The 21,440-nt window shown below is 42.4% G+C and carries 22 protein-coding genes; 15 read left to right on the forward strand and 7 right to left on the reverse strand.

Annotated elements, in window-relative coordinates:
- Positions 1–146: 146 nt before the first annotated feature.
- The 3 genes from asnA (at position 147) to ACTG7L_RS06985 (ending at position 3,049) form a co-directional block, all read left to right on the forward strand.
- Positions 147–1,139, forward strand: coding sequence for an aspartate--ammonia ligase (asnA, locus tag ACTG7L_RS06975; RefSeq protein WP_439327956.1), 993 nt, complete (start codon positions 147–149; stop codon positions 1,137–1,139).
- 245 nt (positions 1,140–1,384) lie between these two features.
- The gene (locus ACTG7L_RS06980; RefSeq protein ID WP_439327957.1) at positions 1,385–1,723 is read left to right on the forward strand and encodes a P-II family nitrogen regulator; all 339 of its coding nucleotides are present in this window, start codon (positions 1,385–1,387) and stop codon (positions 1,721–1,723) included.
- A gap of 27 nt (positions 1,724–1,750) precedes the next feature.
- Entirely contained in the window at positions 1,751–3,049 is a 1,299-nt protein-coding gene (locus ACTG7L_RS06985) for an ammonium transporter (RefSeq protein ID WP_439327958.1), read from the forward strand.
- Between the two features lie 41 nt (positions 3,050–3,090).
- Here the strand turns inward: ACTG7L_RS06985 and ACTG7L_RS06990 are convergent, their stop codons facing one another.
- Positions 3,091–3,801: a tRNA1(Val) (adenine(37)-N6)-methyltransferase gene (locus tag ACTG7L_RS06990; RefSeq protein WP_439327959.1), complete on the reverse strand. Its 711-nt coding sequence runs from the start codon at positions 3,799–3,801 to the stop codon at positions 3,091–3,093.
- Between the two features lie 67 nt (positions 3,802–3,868).
- Between ACTG7L_RS06990 and srmB the strand changes: the two genes are divergently transcribed.
- Positions 3,869–5,197, forward strand: a complete 1,329-nt coding sequence (gene srmB, locus ACTG7L_RS06995) for an ATP-dependent RNA helicase SrmB (protein WP_439239977.1) — start codon at positions 3,869–3,871, stop codon at positions 5,195–5,197.
- Positions 5,198–5,210: 13 nt separating this feature from the next.
- On the opposite strand, the gene ACTG7L_RS07000 is transcribed toward srmB, so the two are convergent.
- The 5 genes from ACTG7L_RS07000 to ACTG7L_RS07020 form a co-directional block, all read right to left on the reverse strand.
- On the reverse strand, positions 5,211–5,645 hold the full coding sequence (locus tag ACTG7L_RS07000) for a SoxR reducing system RseC family protein (protein ID WP_439327960.1): 435 nt from the start codon (positions 5,643–5,645) through the stop codon (positions 5,211–5,213).
- A 12-nt stretch (positions 5,646–5,657) separates the two neighbouring features.
- Positions 5,658–6,617 carry a sigma-E factor regulatory protein RseB gene (rseB, locus tag ACTG7L_RS07005; protein ID WP_439327961.1) on the reverse strand — a complete coding sequence of 320 codons (960 nt, stop codon included), beginning with the start codon at positions 6,615–6,617 and terminating at the stop codon, positions 5,658–5,660.
- 90 nt (positions 6,618–6,707) lie between these two features.
- A complete protein-coding gene (locus ACTG7L_RS07010; RefSeq protein WP_439239983.1) occupies positions 6,708–7,274 on the reverse strand; it encodes an RseA family anti-sigma factor in 567 nt (188 codons plus the stop codon).
- 43 nt (positions 7,275–7,317) lie between these two features.
- Entirely contained in the window at positions 7,318–7,893 is a 576-nt protein-coding gene (gene rpoE / locus ACTG7L_RS07015) for an RNA polymerase sigma factor RpoE (RefSeq protein ID WP_439239985.1), read from the reverse strand.
- Positions 7,894–8,000: 107 nt separating this feature from the next.
- Complete coding sequence (locus tag ACTG7L_RS07020; protein WP_439327962.1) at positions 8,001–8,246, reverse strand: succinate dehydrogenase assembly factor 2; 246 nt, start codon at positions 8,244–8,246, stop codon at positions 8,001–8,003.
- A gap of 317 nt (positions 8,247–8,563) precedes the next feature.
- Between ACTG7L_RS07020 and ACTG7L_RS07025 the strand changes: the two genes are divergently transcribed.
- The 8 genes from ACTG7L_RS07025 to ACTG7L_RS07060 all read left to right on the forward strand — a co-directional run bounded on the left by ACTG7L_RS07025 (position 8,564) and on the right by ACTG7L_RS07060 (position 14,200).
- Positions 8,564–10,444: a PTS mannitol transporter subunit IICBA gene (locus tag ACTG7L_RS07025; RefSeq protein ID WP_439327963.1), complete on the forward strand. Its 1,881-nt coding sequence runs from the start codon at positions 8,564–8,566 to the stop codon at positions 10,442–10,444.
- Positions 10,445–10,506: 62 nt separating this feature from the next.
- Positions 10,507–11,655: a mannitol-1-phosphate 5-dehydrogenase gene (locus tag ACTG7L_RS07030; protein ID WP_439327964.1), complete on the forward strand. Its 1,149-nt coding sequence runs from the start codon at positions 10,507–10,509 to the stop codon at positions 11,653–11,655.
- A gap of 73 nt (positions 11,656–11,728) precedes the next feature.
- A complete protein-coding gene (locus tag ACTG7L_RS07035; RefSeq protein ID WP_439327965.1) occupies positions 11,729–12,244 on the forward strand; it encodes an MltR family transcriptional regulator in 516 nt (171 codons plus the stop codon).
- Positions 12,245–12,389: 145 nt separating this feature from the next.
- Complete coding sequence (locus tag ACTG7L_RS07040) at positions 12,390–12,611, forward strand: hypothetical protein (RefSeq protein ID WP_439239995.1); 222 nt, start codon at positions 12,390–12,392, stop codon at positions 12,609–12,611.
- Between the two features lie 178 nt (positions 12,612–12,789).
- Complete coding sequence (locus ACTG7L_RS07045) at positions 12,790–13,362, forward strand: YggT family protein (RefSeq protein ID WP_439327966.1); 573 nt, start codon at positions 12,790–12,792, stop codon at positions 13,360–13,362.
- A gap of 27 nt (positions 13,363–13,389) precedes the next feature.
- A complete protein-coding gene (yggU, locus tag ACTG7L_RS07050; protein ID WP_439327967.1) occupies positions 13,390–13,680 on the forward strand; it encodes a DUF167 family protein YggU in 291 nt (96 codons plus the stop codon).
- A 63-nt stretch (positions 13,681–13,743) separates the two neighbouring features.
- Positions 13,744–13,926, forward strand: coding sequence for a hypothetical protein (locus tag ACTG7L_RS07055; RefSeq protein ID WP_439327968.1), 183 nt, complete (start codon positions 13,744–13,746; stop codon positions 13,924–13,926).
- Positions 13,916–14,200 carry a type II toxin-antitoxin system RelE/ParE family toxin gene (locus ACTG7L_RS07060; RefSeq protein WP_439327969.1) on the forward strand — a complete coding sequence of 95 codons (285 nt, stop codon included), beginning with the start codon at positions 13,916–13,918 and terminating at the stop codon, positions 14,198–14,200. The genes ACTG7L_RS07055 and ACTG7L_RS07060 overlap by 11 nt, the downstream gene beginning before the upstream one ends.
- Here ACTG7L_RS07060 and ACTG7L_RS07065 read toward each other — a convergent pair.
- A complete protein-coding gene (locus ACTG7L_RS07065) occupies positions 14,197–14,634 on the reverse strand; it encodes a GNAT family N-acetyltransferase (protein WP_439240001.1) in 438 nt (145 codons plus the stop codon). The two genes, ACTG7L_RS07060 and ACTG7L_RS07065, sit on opposite strands and share 4 nt — an antisense overlap.
- A 191-nt stretch (positions 14,635–14,825) precedes the next feature.
- Between ACTG7L_RS07065 and tpiA the strand changes: the two genes are divergently transcribed.
- From tpiA to ACTG7L_RS07080, 3 genes are all read left to right on the forward strand, one after another.
- A complete protein-coding gene (tpiA, locus tag ACTG7L_RS07070; RefSeq protein WP_439327970.1) occupies positions 14,826–15,596 on the forward strand; it encodes a triose-phosphate isomerase in 771 nt (256 codons plus the stop codon).
- 204 nt (positions 15,597–15,800) lie between these two features.
- Positions 15,801–17,801: a transketolase gene (gene tkt / locus ACTG7L_RS07075; protein WP_439327971.1), complete on the forward strand. Its 2,001-nt coding sequence runs from the start codon at positions 15,801–15,803 to the stop codon at positions 17,799–17,801.
- Between the two features lie 490 nt (positions 17,802–18,291).
- Positions 18,292–21,440 (forward strand): ESPR-type extended signal peptide-containing protein (locus ACTG7L_RS07080; protein WP_439327972.1); only part of this gene is annotated, 3,149 nt, incomplete at its 3' end.

The raw sequence follows: 21,440 nt of genomic DNA on the forward strand, positions 1-21,440 counted from the left end.
TGTGTATTTTGAATATTTTCTGTATTATATCGAAACTTTTATAAAAAGTATTGAAAAATATGCTTGTAATGTTAAATAATATGCAACAAGCGTTACGCAACAAGCGAAACACCTATTTTAATTGACAAGAACAAAGGTATTTAACCATGAAAAAATCATTTATTTTACAACAACAAGAAATTAGCTTTGCCAAAAACACGTTTACTGAAAAATTAGCGCAACATTTGGGACTGGTTGAAGTTCAAGGTCCCATCTTAAGTCAAGTGGGTAATGGGATTCAAGATAATTTATCAGGTAAAGAAAAAGCGGTTCAAGTGAATGTAAAAATGATTGAAGATGCCAGATTTGAAGTGGTACATTCATTAGCAAAATGGAAACGTCATACGCTAGCCCGTTTTGGTTTCGCTGAGGGCGAGGGCTTATTTGTTCACATGAAAGCCTTACGTCCAGATGAAGACAGCTTAGACCAAACGCACTCAATTTATGTGGACCAATGGGACTGGGAAAAAGTGATTCCGGCCGGTCAACGTAACTTAGCTTACTTAAAAGAAACCGTACGTTCAATTTATTCCGCAATTTTAGAAACCGAGCAAGCGGTGGATGAAAAATACGGCTTGAAATCGTTCTTACCGAAAGAAATCACCTTTGTACATTCAGAAGATTTGGTGCAAGCCTATCCAGGCATGACGGACAAAGAACGTGAAAACGAAATTTGTAAAAAATACGGTGCGGTGTTCTTAATCGGTATCGGTGGCGTGTTATCTGACGGTAAACCACATGACGGTCGTGCGCCAGACTATGATGACTGGACAACGGCTTCTGAGGGCGAATACAAAGGTTTAAACGGTGATATTTTAGTCTGGAACCCTGTATTGGAACGTGCTTTTGAGCTTTCTTCCATGGGTATTCGTGTGGATGAAACCGCATTGCGTAAACAGTTAGCCATTACGCATGATGAAGATCGTTTAAAATTTGATTGGCACCAAGATTTAATTAACGGCCGCATGCCATTGTCTATTGGTGGCGGGATTGGGCAATCTCGTTTAGCCATGTTGTTGTTGCAAAAACATCACATTGGCGAAGTGCAATCAAGCGTATGGCCAAAAGACGTCTTGGCTGAATTTAAAAATATTCTTTAATTAGGCATTTAATTCAATGAATAGCGATAATTTTAATTTAGGTTAATTTTTCCGCTAAGGTCTGTTCCTTAGCGGTGAACACCGCAAGGGAACAGATTTATCTCTAAAGATCTCTCTTTTCCGATACTTATCTGTTTTCTTTCTCACTTTAGTGGCAGTTTGTCATGTTGACAATCTGGCTAGAGGTGGCCCTGTTTTACCTAAATTTTACGTCAACATTTTTTAACAACACAGGAGAAAGCAAAATGAAACAAGTTACAGCCATTATTCAACCTTTTCGTTTAGACGATGTGCGAGATGCGCTCAATGACATGGGGATCCATGGCATGACCGTACTCGAAGTAAAAGGAGTGGGGCGTCAAAAAGGGCATACCGAACTTTATCGGGGGGCAGAATACATGATTGATTTTATCCCTAAAATTCAACTGGATATTGTGATTACCGACGAGCTTGTCGAGCAAGTGGTGGAGGCCATTTGCGGTGCGGCACAATCGGGCAAAATCGGTGACGGTAAGATTTTTATTAAACCCGTCGAGCGTGTGATCCGCATTCGTACTGGCGAAGTGGACGAAAGTGCGGTGTAATTTTTCTTATTTTTCGGAGAACAAAATATGTGTAAATGGTTATTAACAATGGGAGTGGTGAGTTTTCCTATGCTCGCCACGGCAAGTACAGCAGAATGGTTAAAACCCCTGTCTGAACTTAACTCTGGCGATACCACTTGGGTGATGGTGTCAGCGATTTTGGTATTATTTATGACCTTGCCGGGCTTGGCTTTGTTTTATGCCGGCATGGTGCGTAAGAAAAACGTGTTGGCGACCATGATGCAAAGTTTAACCGTCGCCTGTTTAATCGGGGTGATTTGGATATGCGTTGGTTATAGCCTTGCCTTTACCGAGGGAAGTGGTTTGCTCGGGGGAACGGATCGCTTTTTCTTACAAGGCTTAGATTTGTTATCTGAAAAAGGCTTGGGCACCATTTACCCCGGGGCGAGTACCATTCCTGAATCCGTGTTTATGCTTTTCCAAATGGCCTTTGCAATTATTGCGGGTGCCATTATCACGGGCGCCTTTGCGGAACGCATGAAATTTTCTGCGTTACTTTTATTCGTAGGATGTTGGTCATTGTGTATTTATATTCCAACCGCCCATTGGGTGTGGGGGCTTGATGGCTGGCTGGCCTCCGATGGGGTGTTAGATTATGCGGGCGGCACCGTGATCCATATTAATGCGGGCGTGGCGGGTTTGGTGGCTTCCATTATGATCGGCAAACGTGTTGGCTATGGCCGTGAAGTGATGGCGCCACACAACTTAGTGTTAACCTTAATTGGGATGGCGATGTTATGGGTCGGTTGGTTTGGATTTAATGCGGGATCGGCATTAGCCGCAGATGCTCGCGCAGGCATGGCCTTAGCAACCACCCAAGTGGCGGCGGTGGGGGCGGCCTTAACTTGGATTCTCATTGAAGTTTGCTTAAAACATAAACCCTCTGCTTTAGGTTTGGCCTCTGGTGCCATTGCGGGTCTGGTGGGGATTACCCCTGCAGCAGGGTTTGTCAGCGTACAAAGTGCCTTATTTATTGGCGTGATCACCAGTGCGATCTGTTTTGTGGGCGCCACCAAATTAAAATATTGGCTTGGCTATGACGATACGCTCGATGCCTTTGGCATTCACGGTCTGGGTGGCATTGTCGGGGCGATTTTAACGGGCGTTTTTGTGTCGACAGATATTTCAGGCACCGATACCACGCTTTGGTTACAAATTGAAAGTGTCATTATTACCATCGCTTACAGTGCCATTGGCAGTTTCATTATCCTCAAGATCATTGATAAAACCATTGGCTTACGTGTCGACTATGATGATGAACGTAAAGGATTAGACTTGGTGTTACACGGCGAGCGTATTGAGTAGTTTAGCCACCTAATCTCTAAAAGTACACCCAACGGTGGCTTTTAGAGATTTAAATAAAACGCCTTAGTTAATGCCACAAATTCGGCTGTATATTGATGATTTTCATCATAAATCATTAATTGCTCGATTTGAGGTGCGGTTTTTCTCTTTTCAAAGGAAACTAACATTCTATGTGGCGACTTGCCTTGTTTGGTGATGATTTCACAACGCCGATTGCAAAAAAGTGCGGTGTTTTTAATCAGCGTTTCTGCTTGTTCAAACGGTAAAATAAATTGAATTTTGCCTTGCTCGGTTAAGCACTGTTCAGCAACATGGAGCCAATCTATATGGGTTTGTTGTTGGGTATAACGGGCGGTATTGCGTGCGGCATCTCGGCAATCCACGCCTTGCGCAAAATAAGGTGGATTAGCCACGATTAAATCAAATTTAGGCCTTTTTTCACCGCAGTTTAGCGCAAATTCCCTGATATCTTGCTGAAAAATTTGTACCCGATTTTTCCATGGCGATTGATTAACGTTGTTTTGAGCCTGTTGCGCCGCATCAGGAGCGATTTCCACCCCGACAATTTGCACGTGCGGATTCGTACGTTGTGCGAGCATTAACGCCACCAGTCCCGATCCTGTACCAAGGTCACAAATATGCGTCGCCTGTTGAATGTCGGCCCAAGCACCGAGTAAAATACCGTCCGTACCCACTTTCATGGCACAGCGATCATGCTGAATCTGAAATTGTTTAAAACGAAACCCCGACATAAATCCCCCGATTGCCTGAAAGTGCGGTATAATTTAGCATAATTTTGACAATAAACTAGAGAAAATGATGTCACAACTGACTTTTGAAGAACTTGACCTTTCCCCGCTATTGCTGAAAGCCTTAGCGAAAAAGGGTTATACTCGCCCAACGGCGATTCAGCAAGAAACCATTCCGGCGGCCATGGAACTGCGAGATGTATTAGGTTCCGCCCCAACGGGAACAGGCAAAACGGCGGCCTTTTTATTGCCCGCCATTCAGCATTTATTAGACAACCCACGCCGCCAACCGGGGCCGCCACGGATTTTAGTACTTACTCCCACCCGTGAATTAGCCATGCAAGTGGCCGAACAAGCGGAAGAATTGGCGCAGTTTACCCATTTAAACATTGCCACTATTACCGGTGGCGTGGCCTATCAAAATCACGGTGAAGTGTTTAATAAGAACCAAGATTTAGTGGTTGCCACCCCAGGTCGGTTATTGCAATATATCAAAGAAGAAAATTTTGACTGTCGTTCGGTCGAAATTCTGATCTTTGATGAGGCCGATCGCATGTTACAAATGGGCTTTGGACAAGATGCGGAAAAAATTGCGGCGGAAACCCGTTGGCGTGAACAAACTATGTTATTTTCTGCGACTTTAGAGGGCGAATTATTAACCGATTTTGCCGAGCGTTTATTGCAAGACCCGCTACAAGTAGACGCCGAACCAAGCCGTCGTGAACGCAAGAAAATTAACCAATGGTATTATCATGCGGATAACGTGGAACATAAAACCAAGTTACTGGTGCGCTTTATTGAAAATGAACAAGTGACTCGTGGCATTGTGTTTGTACGTCGTCGTGAAGATGTGCGTGAGCTGTCGGAAACCTTGCGCAAACGCAATATTCGTAGCACCTATTTAGAGGGTGAAATGGCGCAAACCCAACGGAATAATGCCATTGATAAACTCAAAAATGGCGTGGTGACTGTGTTAGTGGCAACGGATGTCGCCGCTCGAGGCATTGATATTGAGGATGTCAGCCATATTATGAATTTCGATCTGCCTTATAGTGCAGACACTTATTTACACCGTATCGGCCGTACAGCAAGAGCGGGTAAAAAAGGCACCGCTGTGTCTTTTGTCGAGGCGCATGATTACGGCTTGTTAGGCAAAATCAAACGTTATACCGAAGAATTGCTTAAACCAAGAATTATTGAGGGATTAGAACCTCGCACTAAAGCCCCGAAAGACGGTGAAGTAAAAACCGTGAGTAAAAAAGCCAAAGCTCGTATTAAAGCGAAACGAGAAGAGAAGAAAAAAGACGAGCAAAAGAAAAAAGTCAAAGTGCGTCATAAAGATACGAAGAATATTGGTAAACGACGGAAACCGAGTGGAACAAGAACGGAAGAAAACTAATTTATTCCAATGTTCAAAGCACACGCAACAAAATCGGCTTAAATGCCGATTTTTTTTGCATCTTTTTGGCGTAAACTCGCACAATCACAAAAGAAAGTGCGGTGCAAAAAAAGATAAAAATAGCCTGTAAGAGTTCGTGTTGGAATAGGTGTTCGCCAATAAAAGCGGTGATCAGAATGGTGAGTAAGGGAGCAACATAAAGTAATAAGGCGGAGAATAATAAAGATTTTTCCGCTAAACCGATTTCCACGGTTTGGCCGATTTTTAATGGGGTAATGGTTTCTAGTGTAAAAATATGTTCGCCTCGTTTGCCGCCGGTGAGTTCAGACAGCGCTGAAGTTCCACAGCCTGATTTGACAGCACAAGCGCCACAATCAGATTGTGACTGGCATTTAACGGTTGCCACACCCGCTTGATAATCAATGACGACGGCGCTTTCTGTTATCATCACCCACGACCTTTATTTAAACTGTAAATCTTGTACAATGCGTTTTGCGGTGGCAGCAGGAATTTGACCAATCAGGGTCACTTCTTTGTCACCGATATTTTCGCTATAAATGGTGTTGACCCCTTGTTGCCAAAGGTGATCCTGATTTTCATTGATAATTTTATCCGCTACATAAATGGTGAAAGAAAATAATCCATCACTGTATAAACGGCTTTCAATGATATTCTGATTATCGCTATCTTCGGGTTCCATGTTTTCATGAATCAGGCTAAAACCTTGTGGTATCCAGTTTGTTTGCCAGCCAGTAATGGGCTTTTGTGCAACGGGTTCATTGGTTAATAACGGGGGAAAATGCACGGCATTGAGTTGCTCTGCCAAGCTGTTGATTTCATCACCGATATATAAATTCACGACGTGGAAACTTTCCAAAGTATTACCATTTCGATCAAGCAGATCACTGCGGAGCAACAAATGATTTTCTTCATCAATAAATAAGAGGTATTGATAGCGGAAATCATCTTTTGGCATAATTTTAATCACTTGCACCAAACGATCGGCAATACGGTTACGTCCTAAAGCGGAGAAATCATAATATTCAGAAAATTTGTCTAAATTGGCCGATAAAATCGTGGGTAAATAATCCACAATGTGGTTAGCTTGAATGGTAAAGGGGGTAAAATTCGCTTGAAAATAGCTGACCAAATTATCACGGCGAATAATATCTTGCTTACCACTTTCTAGGGTGGTGAGTTGGGCATAACTTTTATTATCCAACATGACGTGTTTATAGCGGAATGTTTGTAAATCCGAGGTATTGGTTTGCACAAAGGAAATTTGATAATTCAACTGGTTTTGAGCCTTGCTCATGGCGCTCACCAGTTGTTTTGGCGTTAAGTTATCTTCAGCCAATGCGACACAAGACAGACCGAGTAATAAACAAAGTGCGGTGGTATTTTTAATTATTTTTAGCATAGATCCATTCCAACGTTTATTTTCCATATTACCATGCCTTGAAAACAAAATCACCACCGTGAACGGTGGTGATCTGAGTATAACCATAAACTATTTTTGATGTTGACCTAAATTCACACCGTCAGCATGTAAACGGCGCTGCAATTCATAATTCTGCAACATGGCGCCCATACGTTTGTTTTTCTGTTCAATTTGTTCGTTAGTAATCACATCTTTACTTGGTGCATTATAGCTCACTTGTTGCACACCGTTATTGAATGGTAAGGTTTGCAACACTGGCGTATCCGCCGATTTCTCCGCTTGGTTCGCATTAAAAGTCTGCACACCTAACACCGCCACCAAACATACCGCTGCGGCTACTGCCACTTGTGTCAATGGGGCAAACATGGCTTTTAATTTTTGCATAAACGGCGAAGTTTCTACTTCTTCCGGTGTCGGTTGTGACATTTGCAATGGTGTTTCCGCCTCAATTAAGGCGTCCATTTTGGCCGTAAAATCGCTACCTAAAAAGACCGCACTTTCTTCACGAATCACCGAACGAATGGTATGAAAATTCGCCCAACTTTGTTGTAATTCGCTATCACGACATAATGTTGCAGTGAATTCGTTACTTACTTGTTCACCGTCCATATAGGCGGAAAGTAACTCTTTTTGCATAATAATACCCCAATTTACTGTTTATTTTCTGTTGCGACACATTTTACTGTTGTAACAACGGGTTAATTTTATTTTCAATAATTTCCCTGGCTCGGAAAATTCGAGAACGCACTGTACCTACTGGACAATCCATAATGTCGGCAATTTCTTCGTAACTCAAACCTTCAAGCTCACGTAAAGTAATTGCAGTTTTCAACTCCTCTTGCATATTCTCAATGGTGTCAAAAACAATTTTTTTTAATTCTGCCGAGAGTAATTCATTCTCTGGCGTATCCACATCTCGCAAGTTCGTGCCTGAATCATAACTTTCAGCGTCCTCCGCCAAAATATCTTCATTGGGTGGGCGACGACCTTGTGCCGTTAAATAATTTTTTGCAGTATTCACTGCGATTCGGTAAAGCCAAGTATAAAAAGCACTGTCACCACGGAAAGAATCCATTGAGCGATACGCTTTGATAAAGGATTCTTGCACCACATCGGGAATGTCATTGCGTGGTACATAACGTGTTAATAAGCCTGCTACCTTGTTCTGATAACGAGAAACCAACAAATTAAAGGCTTTCTTATCCCCTTGCTGTACTCTTTCTACTAAAGCCTGATCGGTAATCTGTTCAGTCATATTATCTCTTGTTGCTTGCGATAACACAGCAAGCCGTTGTAATCAATTAGAGCGAGTGTTTTGCGAAAAGTTCAAAAAATTTTTAAACACCGCCAAATTTAGCTCTCTTATTGCAAAATCTGATGAATATAATCCACCATCGCTTGTAATTCAGGATCGGGCGCGGGCGTACGATTAAAGAACCATGAAAAAAGTTGTAAATCGGTACAAGCCAATAAACGAATAAAAGTTTGTTTTTGTGCCTCGGAAAGTTGCTCAAAATGCTGTTGATAAAATGGCATAATCACTTTATCTAACTCTAACATCCCACGGCGACAATCCCATTCAATGCGTAATTTATTGTATTTGGTCATCATTTGTTCCTGTTTTTGTTGGGGTATTATAGCGAAAAATAAAAAATAAAGAAAAATAAACCGCACTTTGCATCATAATGGGGATAATGTTCCATTTTTAAAATGGGGGTTGAGAGTTTTTATTGTCCTTATAAAATGTGATCTGGATCACAAAAAATTGAATGAAATGATAAAAGTGTGATCTGCGTCACATTTTCAAATTCAGGGTATAAAAATAAAGTGTGATCTACTTCACATTTTTGAAATAAAAAAATTGCGTTACTTTGGCATTGTGTTATTTTTCAACTACTCATAATCTTCATTATAAGAGGTCAAAAATGTTATCAGCAAATGCAAAAGTGAAAATCCAAAATTTTGGACGTTTTCTATCTAATATGGTGATGCCTAATATCGGGGCATTTATTGCGTGGGGTTTTATTACAGCCCTGTTTATTCAAACGGGTTGGATCCCGAATGAAAATCTCGCCAAGCTCGTTGGGCCAATGATTACTTACTTGTTGCCATTATTAATTGGTTACACTGGCGGTAAATTAGTTGGGGGTGACCGTGGTGCAGTCGTTGGGGCAATTACCACTGCGGGTGTGATTGTCGGAACGGATATCCCTATGTTCTTAGGGGCCATGATTGCTGGACCGACGGGTGGTTGGGCCATTAAATCTTTCGACAAGTGGGCAGACGGAAAAATTAAAAGTGGTTTTGAGATGTTAGTAAATAACTTCTCCTCTGGTATTATCGGTATGATTTTAGCCATTTTGTTCTTCTATGTGGTTGGCCCTGTGGTGAAATCTTTATCCGAAGTGTTGGCTGCGGGCGTAGATGTATTGGTGAATAATGGGTTATTACCTCTTACTTCTCTGTTTGTAGAACCGGCTAAAATCTTATTCTTAAATAATGCGATTAACCACGGTATTTTCTCGCCTCTTGGTATTCAACAATCACAAGAATTTGGTCAATCCGTGTTCTTCTTAATTGAAGCCAATCCAGGCCCTGGGTTAGGTGTATTGTTAGCTTATATGTTCTTTGGTAAAGGTTCAGCGAAACAAACTTCAGGCGGTGCAGCGATTATTCATTTCTTCGGTGGTATCCACGAAATTTATTTCCCTTATGTGTTAATGAACCCACGTTTATTGCTTGCTGTGATTGCGGGTGGTGCAACTGGTGTGTTCACGCTAGTTTTATTTAATGCAGGGTTACAAGCTCCTGCCTCTCCTGGTTCAATCATTGCGGTGCTAGCCATGACACCAAAAGCCTCGTTCTTTGGTGTGATTACTTCTGTGATTGCCGCTTTTGCCGTTTCCTTTGTGATTTCTGCATTCTTCTTAAAAATTCAAAAAGAAGATAGCTCAAACAGTTTAGAAGAAATGCAAGCTGCCTCTAAAGCGATGAAAAATACCAAGGCGAATACGATTGCTGTCAAGGATTTTGCAGGCCTGAAAAAAATCTTTGTATCTTGTGATGCGGGAATGGGCTCCAGTGCAATGGGGGCGAGCATGTTACGTAAAAAAGTCAAAGATGCAGGTTTACCGATTGAAGTGGCAAACTGTGCCATCAATGATTTGCCTGATAATGCACAAGTCGTGATTACCCATCAGGATTTAACCTTGCGTGCTAAACAACAAGTACCAAACGCTATGCACTTCTCATTACAGAATTTCTTAGACAATAAATTCTATGATGGCTTAGTAGGGGATTTAAAAGCCCATTTATCTGGCGAAAAGCCAGCACAAACTGCGGTTGAAAATCATACCGTAGAAGTCAATGGTACGACATTCAGCCTAAGCAAAGAACAGATTTTCTTAGGGTTACAAGCTGACAATAAATTTGATGCCATTCGTTTTGCGGGTGAGCAATTAGTCAAAGCAGGGTTTGTAGAACCAAGTTATGTGGATGCAATGTTTGAGCGTGAAAAATTAGTGTCTACCTATTTAGGCGAGGGCATTGCGGTCCCGCACGGCACGATTGAAGCCAAAGATGCCGTACTCAAAACAGGTGTAGTGGTTTGCCAATATCCGGCAGGTGTACGTTTTACCGATGAAGAAGAAGGTGTGGCCAAATTGGTGATTGGTATTGCTGCTCGTAACAATGAACACGTTCAGGTAGTGTCCGCCATTACTAACGCTTTAGATGATGATAAAACCATTGCGTTACTCACGTCGACAAATGATGTAAATAAAGTACTAGAATTATTAAAAGCGTAAAGTGCGGTAAAAATTGGCGTAGTTTTTAACTATGCCAATGAATTGATTAAAAAGGAATAAATATGAAAGCATTACATTTTGGTGCAGGGAATATCGGACGAGGTTTTATCGGTAAATTATTAGCGGACAGTGACGTGCAAGTGATCTTTGCTGATGTCAACGACAGCGTGGTGAATTTGCTCAAAACTCAACAGTCTTACAATGTGAAAATTGTCGGCGATAGCATTAACACGATTGAAAAAGTAGAAAATGTAAGTGCCGTCAATTCTAAAGATGAACAGGCGTTAATTGATTTATTCAGTCAAGTGGATTTAGTCACTACGGCGGTGGGACCGACAGTAATGAAGATTATCAGCAGTACCATCGCTAAAGGGATTACCGCTCGTTTTAACGCTGGCATTGATAAGCCGTTAAATATTATTGCCTGTGAAAATATGGTGCGAGGTACCACGTTCTTAAAACAGGAAGTGTTTAATCACTTAACCCCTGACGTGCAAGTCAAAACTGAACAGTTAGTAGGGTTTGTTGACAGTGCAGTGGATCGCATTGTGCCACCTGTACAAGCAGATGAAAGTGATCCTTTATTGGTGACCGTGGAAGAATTTAGCGAATGGATTGTGGATCAAACCCAATTTAAAGGCACGATTCCCGCCATTAAAGGCATGGAATTAACCGATAATTTAATGGCATTTGTGGAACGGAAATTATTCACGCTAAATACAGGCCATGCAGTAACATCTTATTATGGCAAGGCCAAAGGCTATCAATTCGTCAAGGAAAGTATTGAAGATAATGAAGTCAAAGCCTTTGTCAAAGCAGTGATGCAAGAAAGTGGAGCAGTATTGATTAAACGTTATGGTTTCGCTCCGCAAGCTCATGCGGCTTACATTGAGAAAATCCTGAAACGTTTTGCCAATCCATATTTGGTGGATGATGTCGATCGTGTTGGTCGTCAGCCATTGCGTAAACTGAGTTATAATGATCGCTTAATTAAACCATTGCGTGGCACCATAGAATACGGCTTGCCGAACAAAAATTTGATTAACGCTATTGCTTATGCCTTAACCTATCGTAATCAAGATGATCCACAAGCGGTTGAATTGGCTCAATCCTTAGCGGATAATGGCGTACTGGCAACGGTGAAGAAGTACACCGAATTGCAAGATGAAAACGTCATTGAGCAAATTGTCACGGCATATCAGGCTATTTAAGGTGAAACGTCTATAATCTATAAAGTGCGGTTAAAAATACCGCACTTTCTGTCATTTTATAAGGATTTACATTGTGTTGTCAGAGGATCCCATTTATGAAAAACTCAATGAGGCAAGCTCCATTCGAGGCTTTATTACCGCTACCGTCGCCATTTTTGACCAAGCTGTGGATCAACTGATTAACCGTGTTTTTCGTAAAACAGATTTCGCCGTGCAATCTGTGGTGGAAAGTCTATTTGAAACCTCTGGTCCATTATTTGATCTCGCCATTCGGTTAAAGGTTTTGCTTGGATTAGGGGTGATAAACCACGCATTATTTGAAGACATATCTGCATTTATTCAAATGAAAGAAACCTTAAACAATGATGAAAAAGAATATGATTTTGTTGATCATATTGTGGTGCGTTTTGCTCATTCATTAAATTTTCTCGAAAATAAAAGTCTGTTAGATTTTCAGCCGATTAAGGAAGATGCTGACTCTTTAGTGTTTCAAATGAAACATTCTCGTCAAGAAAAATTATTACGTTCTTGTTTGATTTTAACGGTGGTGGAAATTTATGGGCAGTTACAAGTGGAAAGTCCATTGTAATCACGTGATAAAATTATCCTCTCCTTTTGTGATCTCCATTCCAAATTTGATAAATTATCACTCGCTACTCGTGAAATAGGATTGACAGAGAAATCGGTATTTTTTACTCTAGGTTTCAACGACAATATGATCGAGGTGTAGCAGTATGTTTAATTTATTTCGTCAACCCTATGAGAAAGAAACGCTAAATGATTGGGCAAAGCTTTGTGTTGATGTGGCAAAAGTTGCAATTTTGGCGATTCCTGTTATGCTGTACGGAGAAAGTCCAATTCAGATAAAAATTATTAACACTATTTTGCTTTGTTCAGGTGTTTATGCTGGATTATATATGGGACGCCAATTACATAAACTAAAAGAGGAGCTTTAACATGGAATGGACATTCGGACTTGCCGTATTTGCCGCAATCATGTGTGCTGGGGCAATTTTTGTACATCATATTTCAAAATAATTTTTAATAGGGGAAAACGTTTACTTGTTTTCCCTTGATTTTCCTCTCTTTAACCCCTATATTCTGGATTAGTTTAATCATTCTTGGGGTTAGTTCATGAATTCAATTCAATATTTAGTTAATAGCCTGTTGGGCGTTTATATGTTAGTGGTGATGTTGCGGATGTGGTTGCAATATTGTAAAGCTGACTTTTATAATCCGATTTCACAAGCGGTGGTGAAATTAACGGATCCTGTGTTAAATCCGATTCGTAAAACCTTTAAAGCCTATAAAAATATCGATATCGCAGCGTTACTTTTTGTCTTTTTGCTCGGTTTAATTAAATATCCGTTATTGGCCATTTTAGGTGGTACATGGTCGTTTGATACGGTGGCTGCAAATGTGGGTTTATTTGCGTTGATTGGCGTATTAACGCTGTTGAAGATCTTTGGGGAAATGATTTTATACGTGATTTTTATTGGTGCGGTTTTGAGCTGGTTCCGTCGTGGTAACGATCCGCTTGCTTATTTGTTGTACCAATTAGGTGAACCCGTTCTGAGCCCAATTCGTCGTCTTTTACCGAAAACAGGCATGATCGATTTTTCACCAATGATTTTAGCCTTTGTCTTATTTTGGTTAGACAAAGTGATGTATGATATCGTGCCGTTTGGCCTTTGGAAAATCGTGTAAAGTGCGGTATAAATTGGCGAAGTGTTTATGGCTGCAGTAGAACGAATTAACGGCGGATTACGATTACGTTTGTTGTTACAACCCAAAGCCAGCCGTGATGCGATTGTGGGTGTGCATGACGATGAATTAAAACTCAGCATTACAGCCCCTCCGATTGATGGTGCTGCTAACGCCTATTTATTAAAATATTTGAGTAAGTTGTTTAAAGTGCCGAAAAGTCTAATCGTATTAGAAAAAGGTGAACTCAGTCGCCATAAACAGGTGTTTGTGCCAGAACCGAAAGTGATGCCAGTAGAGATTGAAATATTGCTCGACTAAGTTGCGTTTTTCAGGTAGAAAGATTAAACTGGCCAAGAAGCAGAAAGGTAATAGGGGGAATAAATGGGCCTAGCATTAAATACTAATCATTATACGCAAACATTAGTACCGTATCAGGACGATATTTTGTATACAGATGAGGAGTTAGAAGTACTACAGAGTGTGCAAAATGGATTAGTGAAAACCAAACCTCATCATGAAGTCATGGAAAATTTAAGACAATTACTCAATATCCATGAAGATTGATTATAACGTTGTGTGGCTTGAATTAGCCGAAAACAAGCTCATTCAACAGGTGAGTTATATTTTACAGCAATCTAAGAATGAAGTGATTAGTAAGCGTTTTTATTCATCCATCAAACGTGAAGTTGAGAAATTATCCTATTGTGCGGATATTTACAAGCGTCAGCCTAGAAAGCAAATTCCTGTCTTTGATGGAAAATATCTTATCCGTTTTACCATGGATGCAGATAATGTCTATATTTTTGATTTCAAATCCGCCAAACAAAATCTCCATTAATCCAACAATAATTCAAACACCGCTTTTTGCGGATTGAGTTTAAATCCTTCCATTTCTAACAGATGACGTTGTTGCTGATCTTGTTCAACGGTCAGCACGTTGGCTTGCGTGAAACAGACAAATTCTTTGGCTTTTTCAATAAGTGCGGTGTAAATCTCGGTTTTTTTCGGGGTGTTTTGTACAAAAATATCGGTGAGTTGCCAATAGCGTTGTAGTCTTAAAGAAGAGATGCGAGGATAAAGCTGAATAAAACCGACGGCTTGTTGCTGGTCGTCAAAGGCTAAGAAAAAGATACTTTCACTAAAGCGAATACGGTTATTCAAAAAGGTATGAGTGCGTTCTGGGTTTTCCGCCATGCCGTGTGATAAACGGTATTCTTCAAATAACGGTAATAATACCGCTAAATTCCATTGTTCAGCTTTGAAAATACGCATAATGTCTGGTTCTTAGGTGAGTGTTGATTAAAAAATAACAAACTTATACAGTAGATTGTACCCTGTAAATCAAGAATAATCATCTGTTAGATCAAAAAAACGTGAAAAAAAAGCAAAAATAGGCTGAAAATTTGCTATATTAGATGGCATCATTTTTATTAAATCAACTAGGTCATTCAAGGAGAATTTAAATGGCAGTTCGTAAACCACTCGTGATGGGTAACTGGAAATTAAACGGTAGCAAAGCCTTTACCAAAGAATTAATTGTAGGCTTGAAACAAGAACTTCAAGGCGTTGACGGTTGTGGCGTGGCTATTGCCCCACCAGTAATGTATTTGGCTGAAGCAGAAACCGTATTAGTAGGTAGTGACATTGCTTTAGGTGCGCAAAATGTCGATCTGAATAAACAAGGGGCGTTTACTGGCGATATTTCTACGGAAATGTTAAAAGACTTTGGGGCAAAATATATTGTTATCGGCCACTCTGAGCGTCGTACTTATCACAAAGAAAGTGATGAATTTGTCGCGAAAAAATTTGGTGTGTTAAAAGAGGCAGGGTTAGTGCCAGTATTATGTATCGGTGAATCTGAGGCGGAAAACGAGGCGGGCAAAACCCAAGAAGTTTGTGCGAGACAAATTGATGCGGTAATCAATGCGTTAGGCGTAGAGGCCTTTAACGGTGCGGTGATTGCTTATGAACCTATTTGGGCGATTGGCACAGGTAAATCTGCCACCCCAGCACAAGCACAAGCGGTACATAAATTTATTCGTGATCACATTGCAGCGAAATCTCAAGCGGTAGCAGATCAAGTGATTATCCAATATGGTGGTTCTGTGAATGATGCGAATGCTGCAGAGTTATTTACTCAGCCAGATATTGATGGTGCGTTAGTAGGCGGTGCCTCATTAAAAGCCGCAGCCTTTGCAGTGATCGTCAAAGCGGCAGCGAAAGCAAAAGCGTAAGTATAATAGGTGTGATATGAGAAAGTGCGGTGAAAATGTTGGCTATTTTTCACCGCACTTTTTTCTTGTTTCTTCCTTAAAAGGATGAGCTAGATCACATTTTAACGCTATTTATATTATCAATCGCATTAATTTGCCGTTTATCATGAAAAATCAGGTAGAATAGCAAGATTAATCTTCATTTAATTTTATTAGGAGTAAATAATGGCAACCCGAAAACAACTTGCCAATGCCATCCGCTTTTTAAGTATGGACGCTGTTCAAAAAGCAAAATCAGGTCACCCTGGTGCCCCGATGGGAATGGCGGACATTGCTGAAGTCTTATGGCGTGGTTTCTTAAAACATAACCCAACCAATCCAAAATGGGCGGATCGTGACCGCTTTGTATTATCTAACGGACACGGTTCGATGTTAATTTACAGCTTGTTACATTTAACAGGCTATGATCTTTCTATTGAAGATTTAAAAAATTTCCGTCAATTACATTCTAAAACCCCAGGTCACCCTGAATATGGCTATGCACCCGGTGTAGAAACCACCACAGGTCCATTAGGTCAAGGTATCACCAATGCAGTGGGTATGGCGATTGCCGAAAAAACGCTTGCAGGTCAATTTAACCGTGCAGGTCACGATATTGTGGATCACTTTACTTATGTGTTCTTAGGTGATGGCTGTTTAATGGAAGGGGTTTCACATGAAGCCTGTTCATTAGCAGGAACCTTAGGCTTAGGTAAATTAATCGCATTCTATGACGACAACAATATTTCCATTGATGGCCATGTTGACGGTTGGTTCACTGATGATACCCAAAAACGCTTTGAAGCCTACGGTTGGCAAGTGATCCCAGCCATTGATGGTCATAATCCACAACAAATTGCCGAAGCGGTGAAAAAAGCCCAAGCAGAAACTGGCAAACCAACCTTAATTATCTGTAAAACCATTATCGGTTACGGTTCACCAAACAAATCAGCTTCACACGATTGTCACGGTGCACCATTAGGCGATGACGAAATTGCGTTAACCCGTAAAGCGTTAGAATGGGATTATGCCCCATTTGAAATTCCAGCCGACATTTATGCTGCTTGGGATGCGAAAGCCAAAGGTCAAACAGCGGAAGCGGCATGGGATGAAAAATTTGCGGCTTATGCAAAAGCCTATCCAGAACTTGCAGCAGAATTTAAACGCCGTGTGAGCGGTGAATTACCAGCCAACTGGGCAGCCGAAAGCCAAGCCTTTGTGGAAAAATTACAAGCTAACCCTGCTTCTATTGCGAGCCGTAAAGCCTCACAAAATGCCATCGAAGCCTACGCACACTTATTACCAGAATTCTTAGGTGGTTCAGCAGACTTAGCCAGTTCAAATTTAACCCTATGGTCAGGTTCAAAACCAGTTCGTGCAACCACCAATGTTGATGGCAACTATCTCAACTACGGTGTGCGTGAGTTCGGTATGTCAGCCATTATGAACGGTATTGCCTTACACGGTGGATTCATTCCTTATGGCGCAACATTCTTAATGTTCTTTGAATACGCTCACAATGCCGTGCGTATGGCAGCATTAATGAAACAACGTGCGTTATTCGTTTACACCCATGACTCTATCGGTTTGGGCGAAGACGGTCCAACGCACCAACCTGTAGAACAAACAGCGGCATTACGTTTAATTCCAAACTTAGAAACATGGCGACCTGCGGATCAAGTAGAATCAGCCGTGGCGTGGAAATCTGCGGTAGAACGCAAAGATGGTCCGAGTGCCTTAATCTTCACTCGTCAAAACTTGGCACAACAACCACGCACAGCAGAGCAATTAGCTAACGTGGCTCGTGGTGGTTACATCTTAGTAGATTGCGGTTGCAACAACCCTGATGTGATCTTAATTGCTACGGGTTCTGAAGTGGAATTAGCCGTGAAAGCCGCAGAAGTGTTAAAAGGCGAAGGCAAAAAAGTGCGTGTGGTTTCTATGCCAAGCACCAACGTATTCGACAAACAAGATGAAGCCTATCGTGAAAGTGTGTTACCAAAACACATTACCAAACGTGTAGCGATTGAAGCACAAACCGCAGACTTCTGGTACAAATATGTGGGCTTTGAAGGTCGCATCGTGGCTATGCACAGTTTCGGTGAATCTGCCCCAGCCGACCAATTATTCAAATTATTTGGTTTCACTGTGGAAAACGTGGTGGCGAAAGCGAAAGAGATTTTATAGTCTTTCCCTCCAAATAAGCGGAAAGTGCGGTGAAAAACACCGCACTTTTTTTGTCTTTTCTGGCATTTAATCGGGTGGCTGTTTTGTTTCCCCTACGGCATCAATAGAAAAATTCCCATACAATAAAAAAGGTTATTAACGCTTTGTACACAAAGGGTTTTTACTCCAAAAAAGGGAAAAATATTCAATATTTACATATAAATAGCTTGCGCTTGATAATTATTATCGTATAATATATTCTGTTCTGTTCTGTTCTGTTCTGTTCTGTTCTGTTCTGTTCTGTTCTGTTCTGTTCTGTTCTGTTCTGTTCTGTCAGATCAGATGGGTATTCTTTGCAGGATGAGATCACAGAAATCAAACTCTTTAGGCTGGTTACAAGTCTGAGTTGTCAACACGTTCAAAACTCAACAAAACAACGATGAATTTATTAGGGAAGTCACGTCATGTCGCTTCCCTTATGGTCTTTTTTTGTCTTTCAAGGGTTTTAATTATGAACAAAATCTTCAAAGTGATTTGGAGTCACTCACAACAACGTTTTGTGGTGACGTCCGAATTAACAAAATCCCATGCTAAATCGAAAAAAACCGATTTACGTAAGCATGTTAGTAACGCATTGATTTCTATCGCCGCTGGTGCTGGCACCATTATTGGCGCAACAGGAATGGCTCATGCCGTGACTGCTGCTACAAATGGAATATCATATACAAGAGGTCAAGGTCTTTCTATTGGTGGTGGGATAGCAAATGGAGATAGCAATACTATTGCTATTGGAAGCAATGATGGCGGCCAGCGTTCATGTGCAACAGGGCATGGTGGAATCGCTATTGGTACCTGTGCTACAGCATCTGGTCACCTATCTGTTGCTATGGGGTATAATGCCACTGCAGGAGCAAGTGCGGCGAATAAGGGATCTGGAGGTGTTGCTATTGGTGGTGAATCCACGGCAAACAAAGATGGTTCCGCCGCTTATGGTTATAACGCCACGGCGACCACAGTAAATGCCACTGCCATCGGTTTTAATTCTACCTCAAATAAAACAGAAACCACCGCAGTGGGGGCAAATGCTCAAGCTGTGACGGATTATGCCACAGTAATTGGTGCGGGAGCGAAAAGTTCAGCAGGGGATGGTGCTACCGCAGTAGGTTACAATGCAAGCGCAGCTGCCCATGGTGTAGCAACGGGTTATAAAGCAAGCTCAGGTCAAAAGTCTGTGGCGATGGGCAGTGAAGCAAATGCGTCTGCAGGCTCAGGTATTGCCATTGGTTACAATTCCAGCATTGGTACCCAACATGCGAATGCTATCGGTCTGGATGCGAATGCAACAGGTGTTTACACATTCGCTTTAGGGGAAGGCGCTAAAGCGTTGGTAGATACCACCGTCACAACAGCCAATGGATATGCCTATGGTGGCGCATCGGCATTGGGTACTAACGCTACTGCAAATGGTACACACGCCACAGCAGTGGGTTATAGTTCTAATGCCACGGGTGCATATGCCACAGCAACAGGTACCAATGCTTGTGCAACCACCAGCGCATCTGCCTATGGTGACAATGCGAAAGCAACCGAAGAAAAAGCCGTTGCGATTGGTAAAGATGCGGTTGCATCTCAAGCGGGATCGGTTGCATTAGGTTCTGGCACCACCACAAATGCGTGGACATCGCATACATCTTCAGCCTCATTGACTTACAAAGATGCTACATTGACAGAACAAACGATTAACTATCAAGGTTCAACTGCGGTAGGTGTTGTTTCTGTCGGAAATTCCACCGCAGTTCGTCAAATTCAAAATGTAGCCGCAGGGCGTGTGACATCGACGTCGACAGATGCCATTAATGGTAGCCAACTTTATGCGGTATTAAGCGTCGCACAGGAAGGCCTCTCGACTGCCGTTGCTGCCTCAGCAGCAGCGTCGACTGCTCAAAGTACAGCAACAGCGGCTTCAAGCGCTGCATCAACGGCGCAAAGCACGGCGACAAAAGCCTCAACAGCCGCATCGACCGCTCAAAGTACCGCAACAGCAGCATCAACGGCGGCTTCAACAGCCCAAAGTACCGCAACAGGTGCGTCAACAGCAGCATCAACGGCGCAAAGTACAGCAACAGCGGCTTCAACATCAGCTTCAACAGCACAAAGTACCGCAACAAAAGCCTCTACTGCGGCATCGACAGCTCAAAGTACAGCAACAGCAGCTTCAACAGCAGCATCAACAGCGCAAAGTACCGCAACAGGTGCGTCAACAGCAGCGTCAACGGCGCAAAGTACAGCAACAACTGCACAAAGCACAGCGACAGCGGCCTCAACTGCAGCTTCAACAGCACAAACCACAGCACTTGGCGCATCAACAGCAGCGTCAACAGCGCAAAGTACAGCAACAACTGCACAAAGCACAGCGACAGCGGCCTCAACTGCAGCTTCAACAGCACAAACCACAGCACTTGGCGCATCAACAGCAGCGTCAACAGCGCAAAGTACAGCAACAACTGCACAAAGCACAGCGACAGCAGCTTCAACTGCTGCATCAACGGCTCAAGCCGGTGTTGATACGCTTAATTCAAGAACCTATACATTCAAAACAAAGAATGCAGATGGAACTCCAGGTGGTGAAGATTATTCTTGGCAGTTAAGTGGTGATAATTCTATTGTTTTTGCAGCAGATAGTGATCTTACTGTATCTGCTAGTGGTAACACCATCACTTACGGTTTATCTTCTACTGCAAAAGCATCAATTAGCGCAGCGTCCACCGCAGCTGAAACAGTGACATCAAAACTTAACGAGATCAATGGTGCCGTAACGAAAGCAGAAAATGCTGCATCGGCAGCGAGCACATCAGCAAGCAATGCAGCAAATTCAGCATCAGCGGCGAGTACATCTGCATCATCAGCAAGTACATCAGCAAGTGGTGCAGCAAGCTCAGCGTCAGCGGCGAGTACATCGGCATCATCAGCGAGCACATCAGCAAGCAGTGCAGCAAGTTCAGCCTCAGCGGCGAGTACATCTGCATCATCAGCGAGCACATCAGCAAGTAGTGCAGCAAGTTCAGCGTCAGCGGCGAGTACATCGGCATCATCAGCAAGTACATCAGCAAGTAGTGCAGCAAGCTCAGCGTCAGCGGCGAGTACATCGGCATCATCAGCAAGTACATCAGCAAGTAGTGCAGCAAGTTCAGCGTCAGCGGCGAGTACATCGGCATCATCAGCGAGCACATCAGCAAGCAGTGCAGCAAGTTCAGCTTCTGCAGCCGACAGCTCCGCATCAGCGGCTGGATCTTCGGCGTCAGCGGCAAGTTCTTCTGCTTCTGCAGCAGATAGTTCAGCGTCCGCAGCAAGCTCCTCTGCTTCTGCAGCAGACAGTTCTGCCTCAGCGGCAAGTTCTTCAGCAAGTGCCGCAGACAGTTCAGCTTCAGCGGCAAGTTCTTCAGCAAGTGCAGCAGATAGTTCAGCTTCAGCGGCAAGTTCTTCAGCAAGTGCAGCAGATAGTTCAGCGTCCGCAGCAAGCTCTTCTGCGTCTGCAGCAGATAGTTCAGCCTCAGCGGCAAGTTCTTCTGCTTCTGCAGCAGACAGTTCAGCTTCAGCAGCAAGTTCTTCAGCAAGTGCGGCAGATAGTTCAGCTTCAGCAGCAAGCTCTTCAGCAAGTGC

The organism is Lonepinella sp. BR2357 (assembly GCF_051851525.1).
Lineage (GTDB): Bacteria > Pseudomonadota > Gammaproteobacteria > Enterobacterales > Pasteurellaceae > Lonepinella.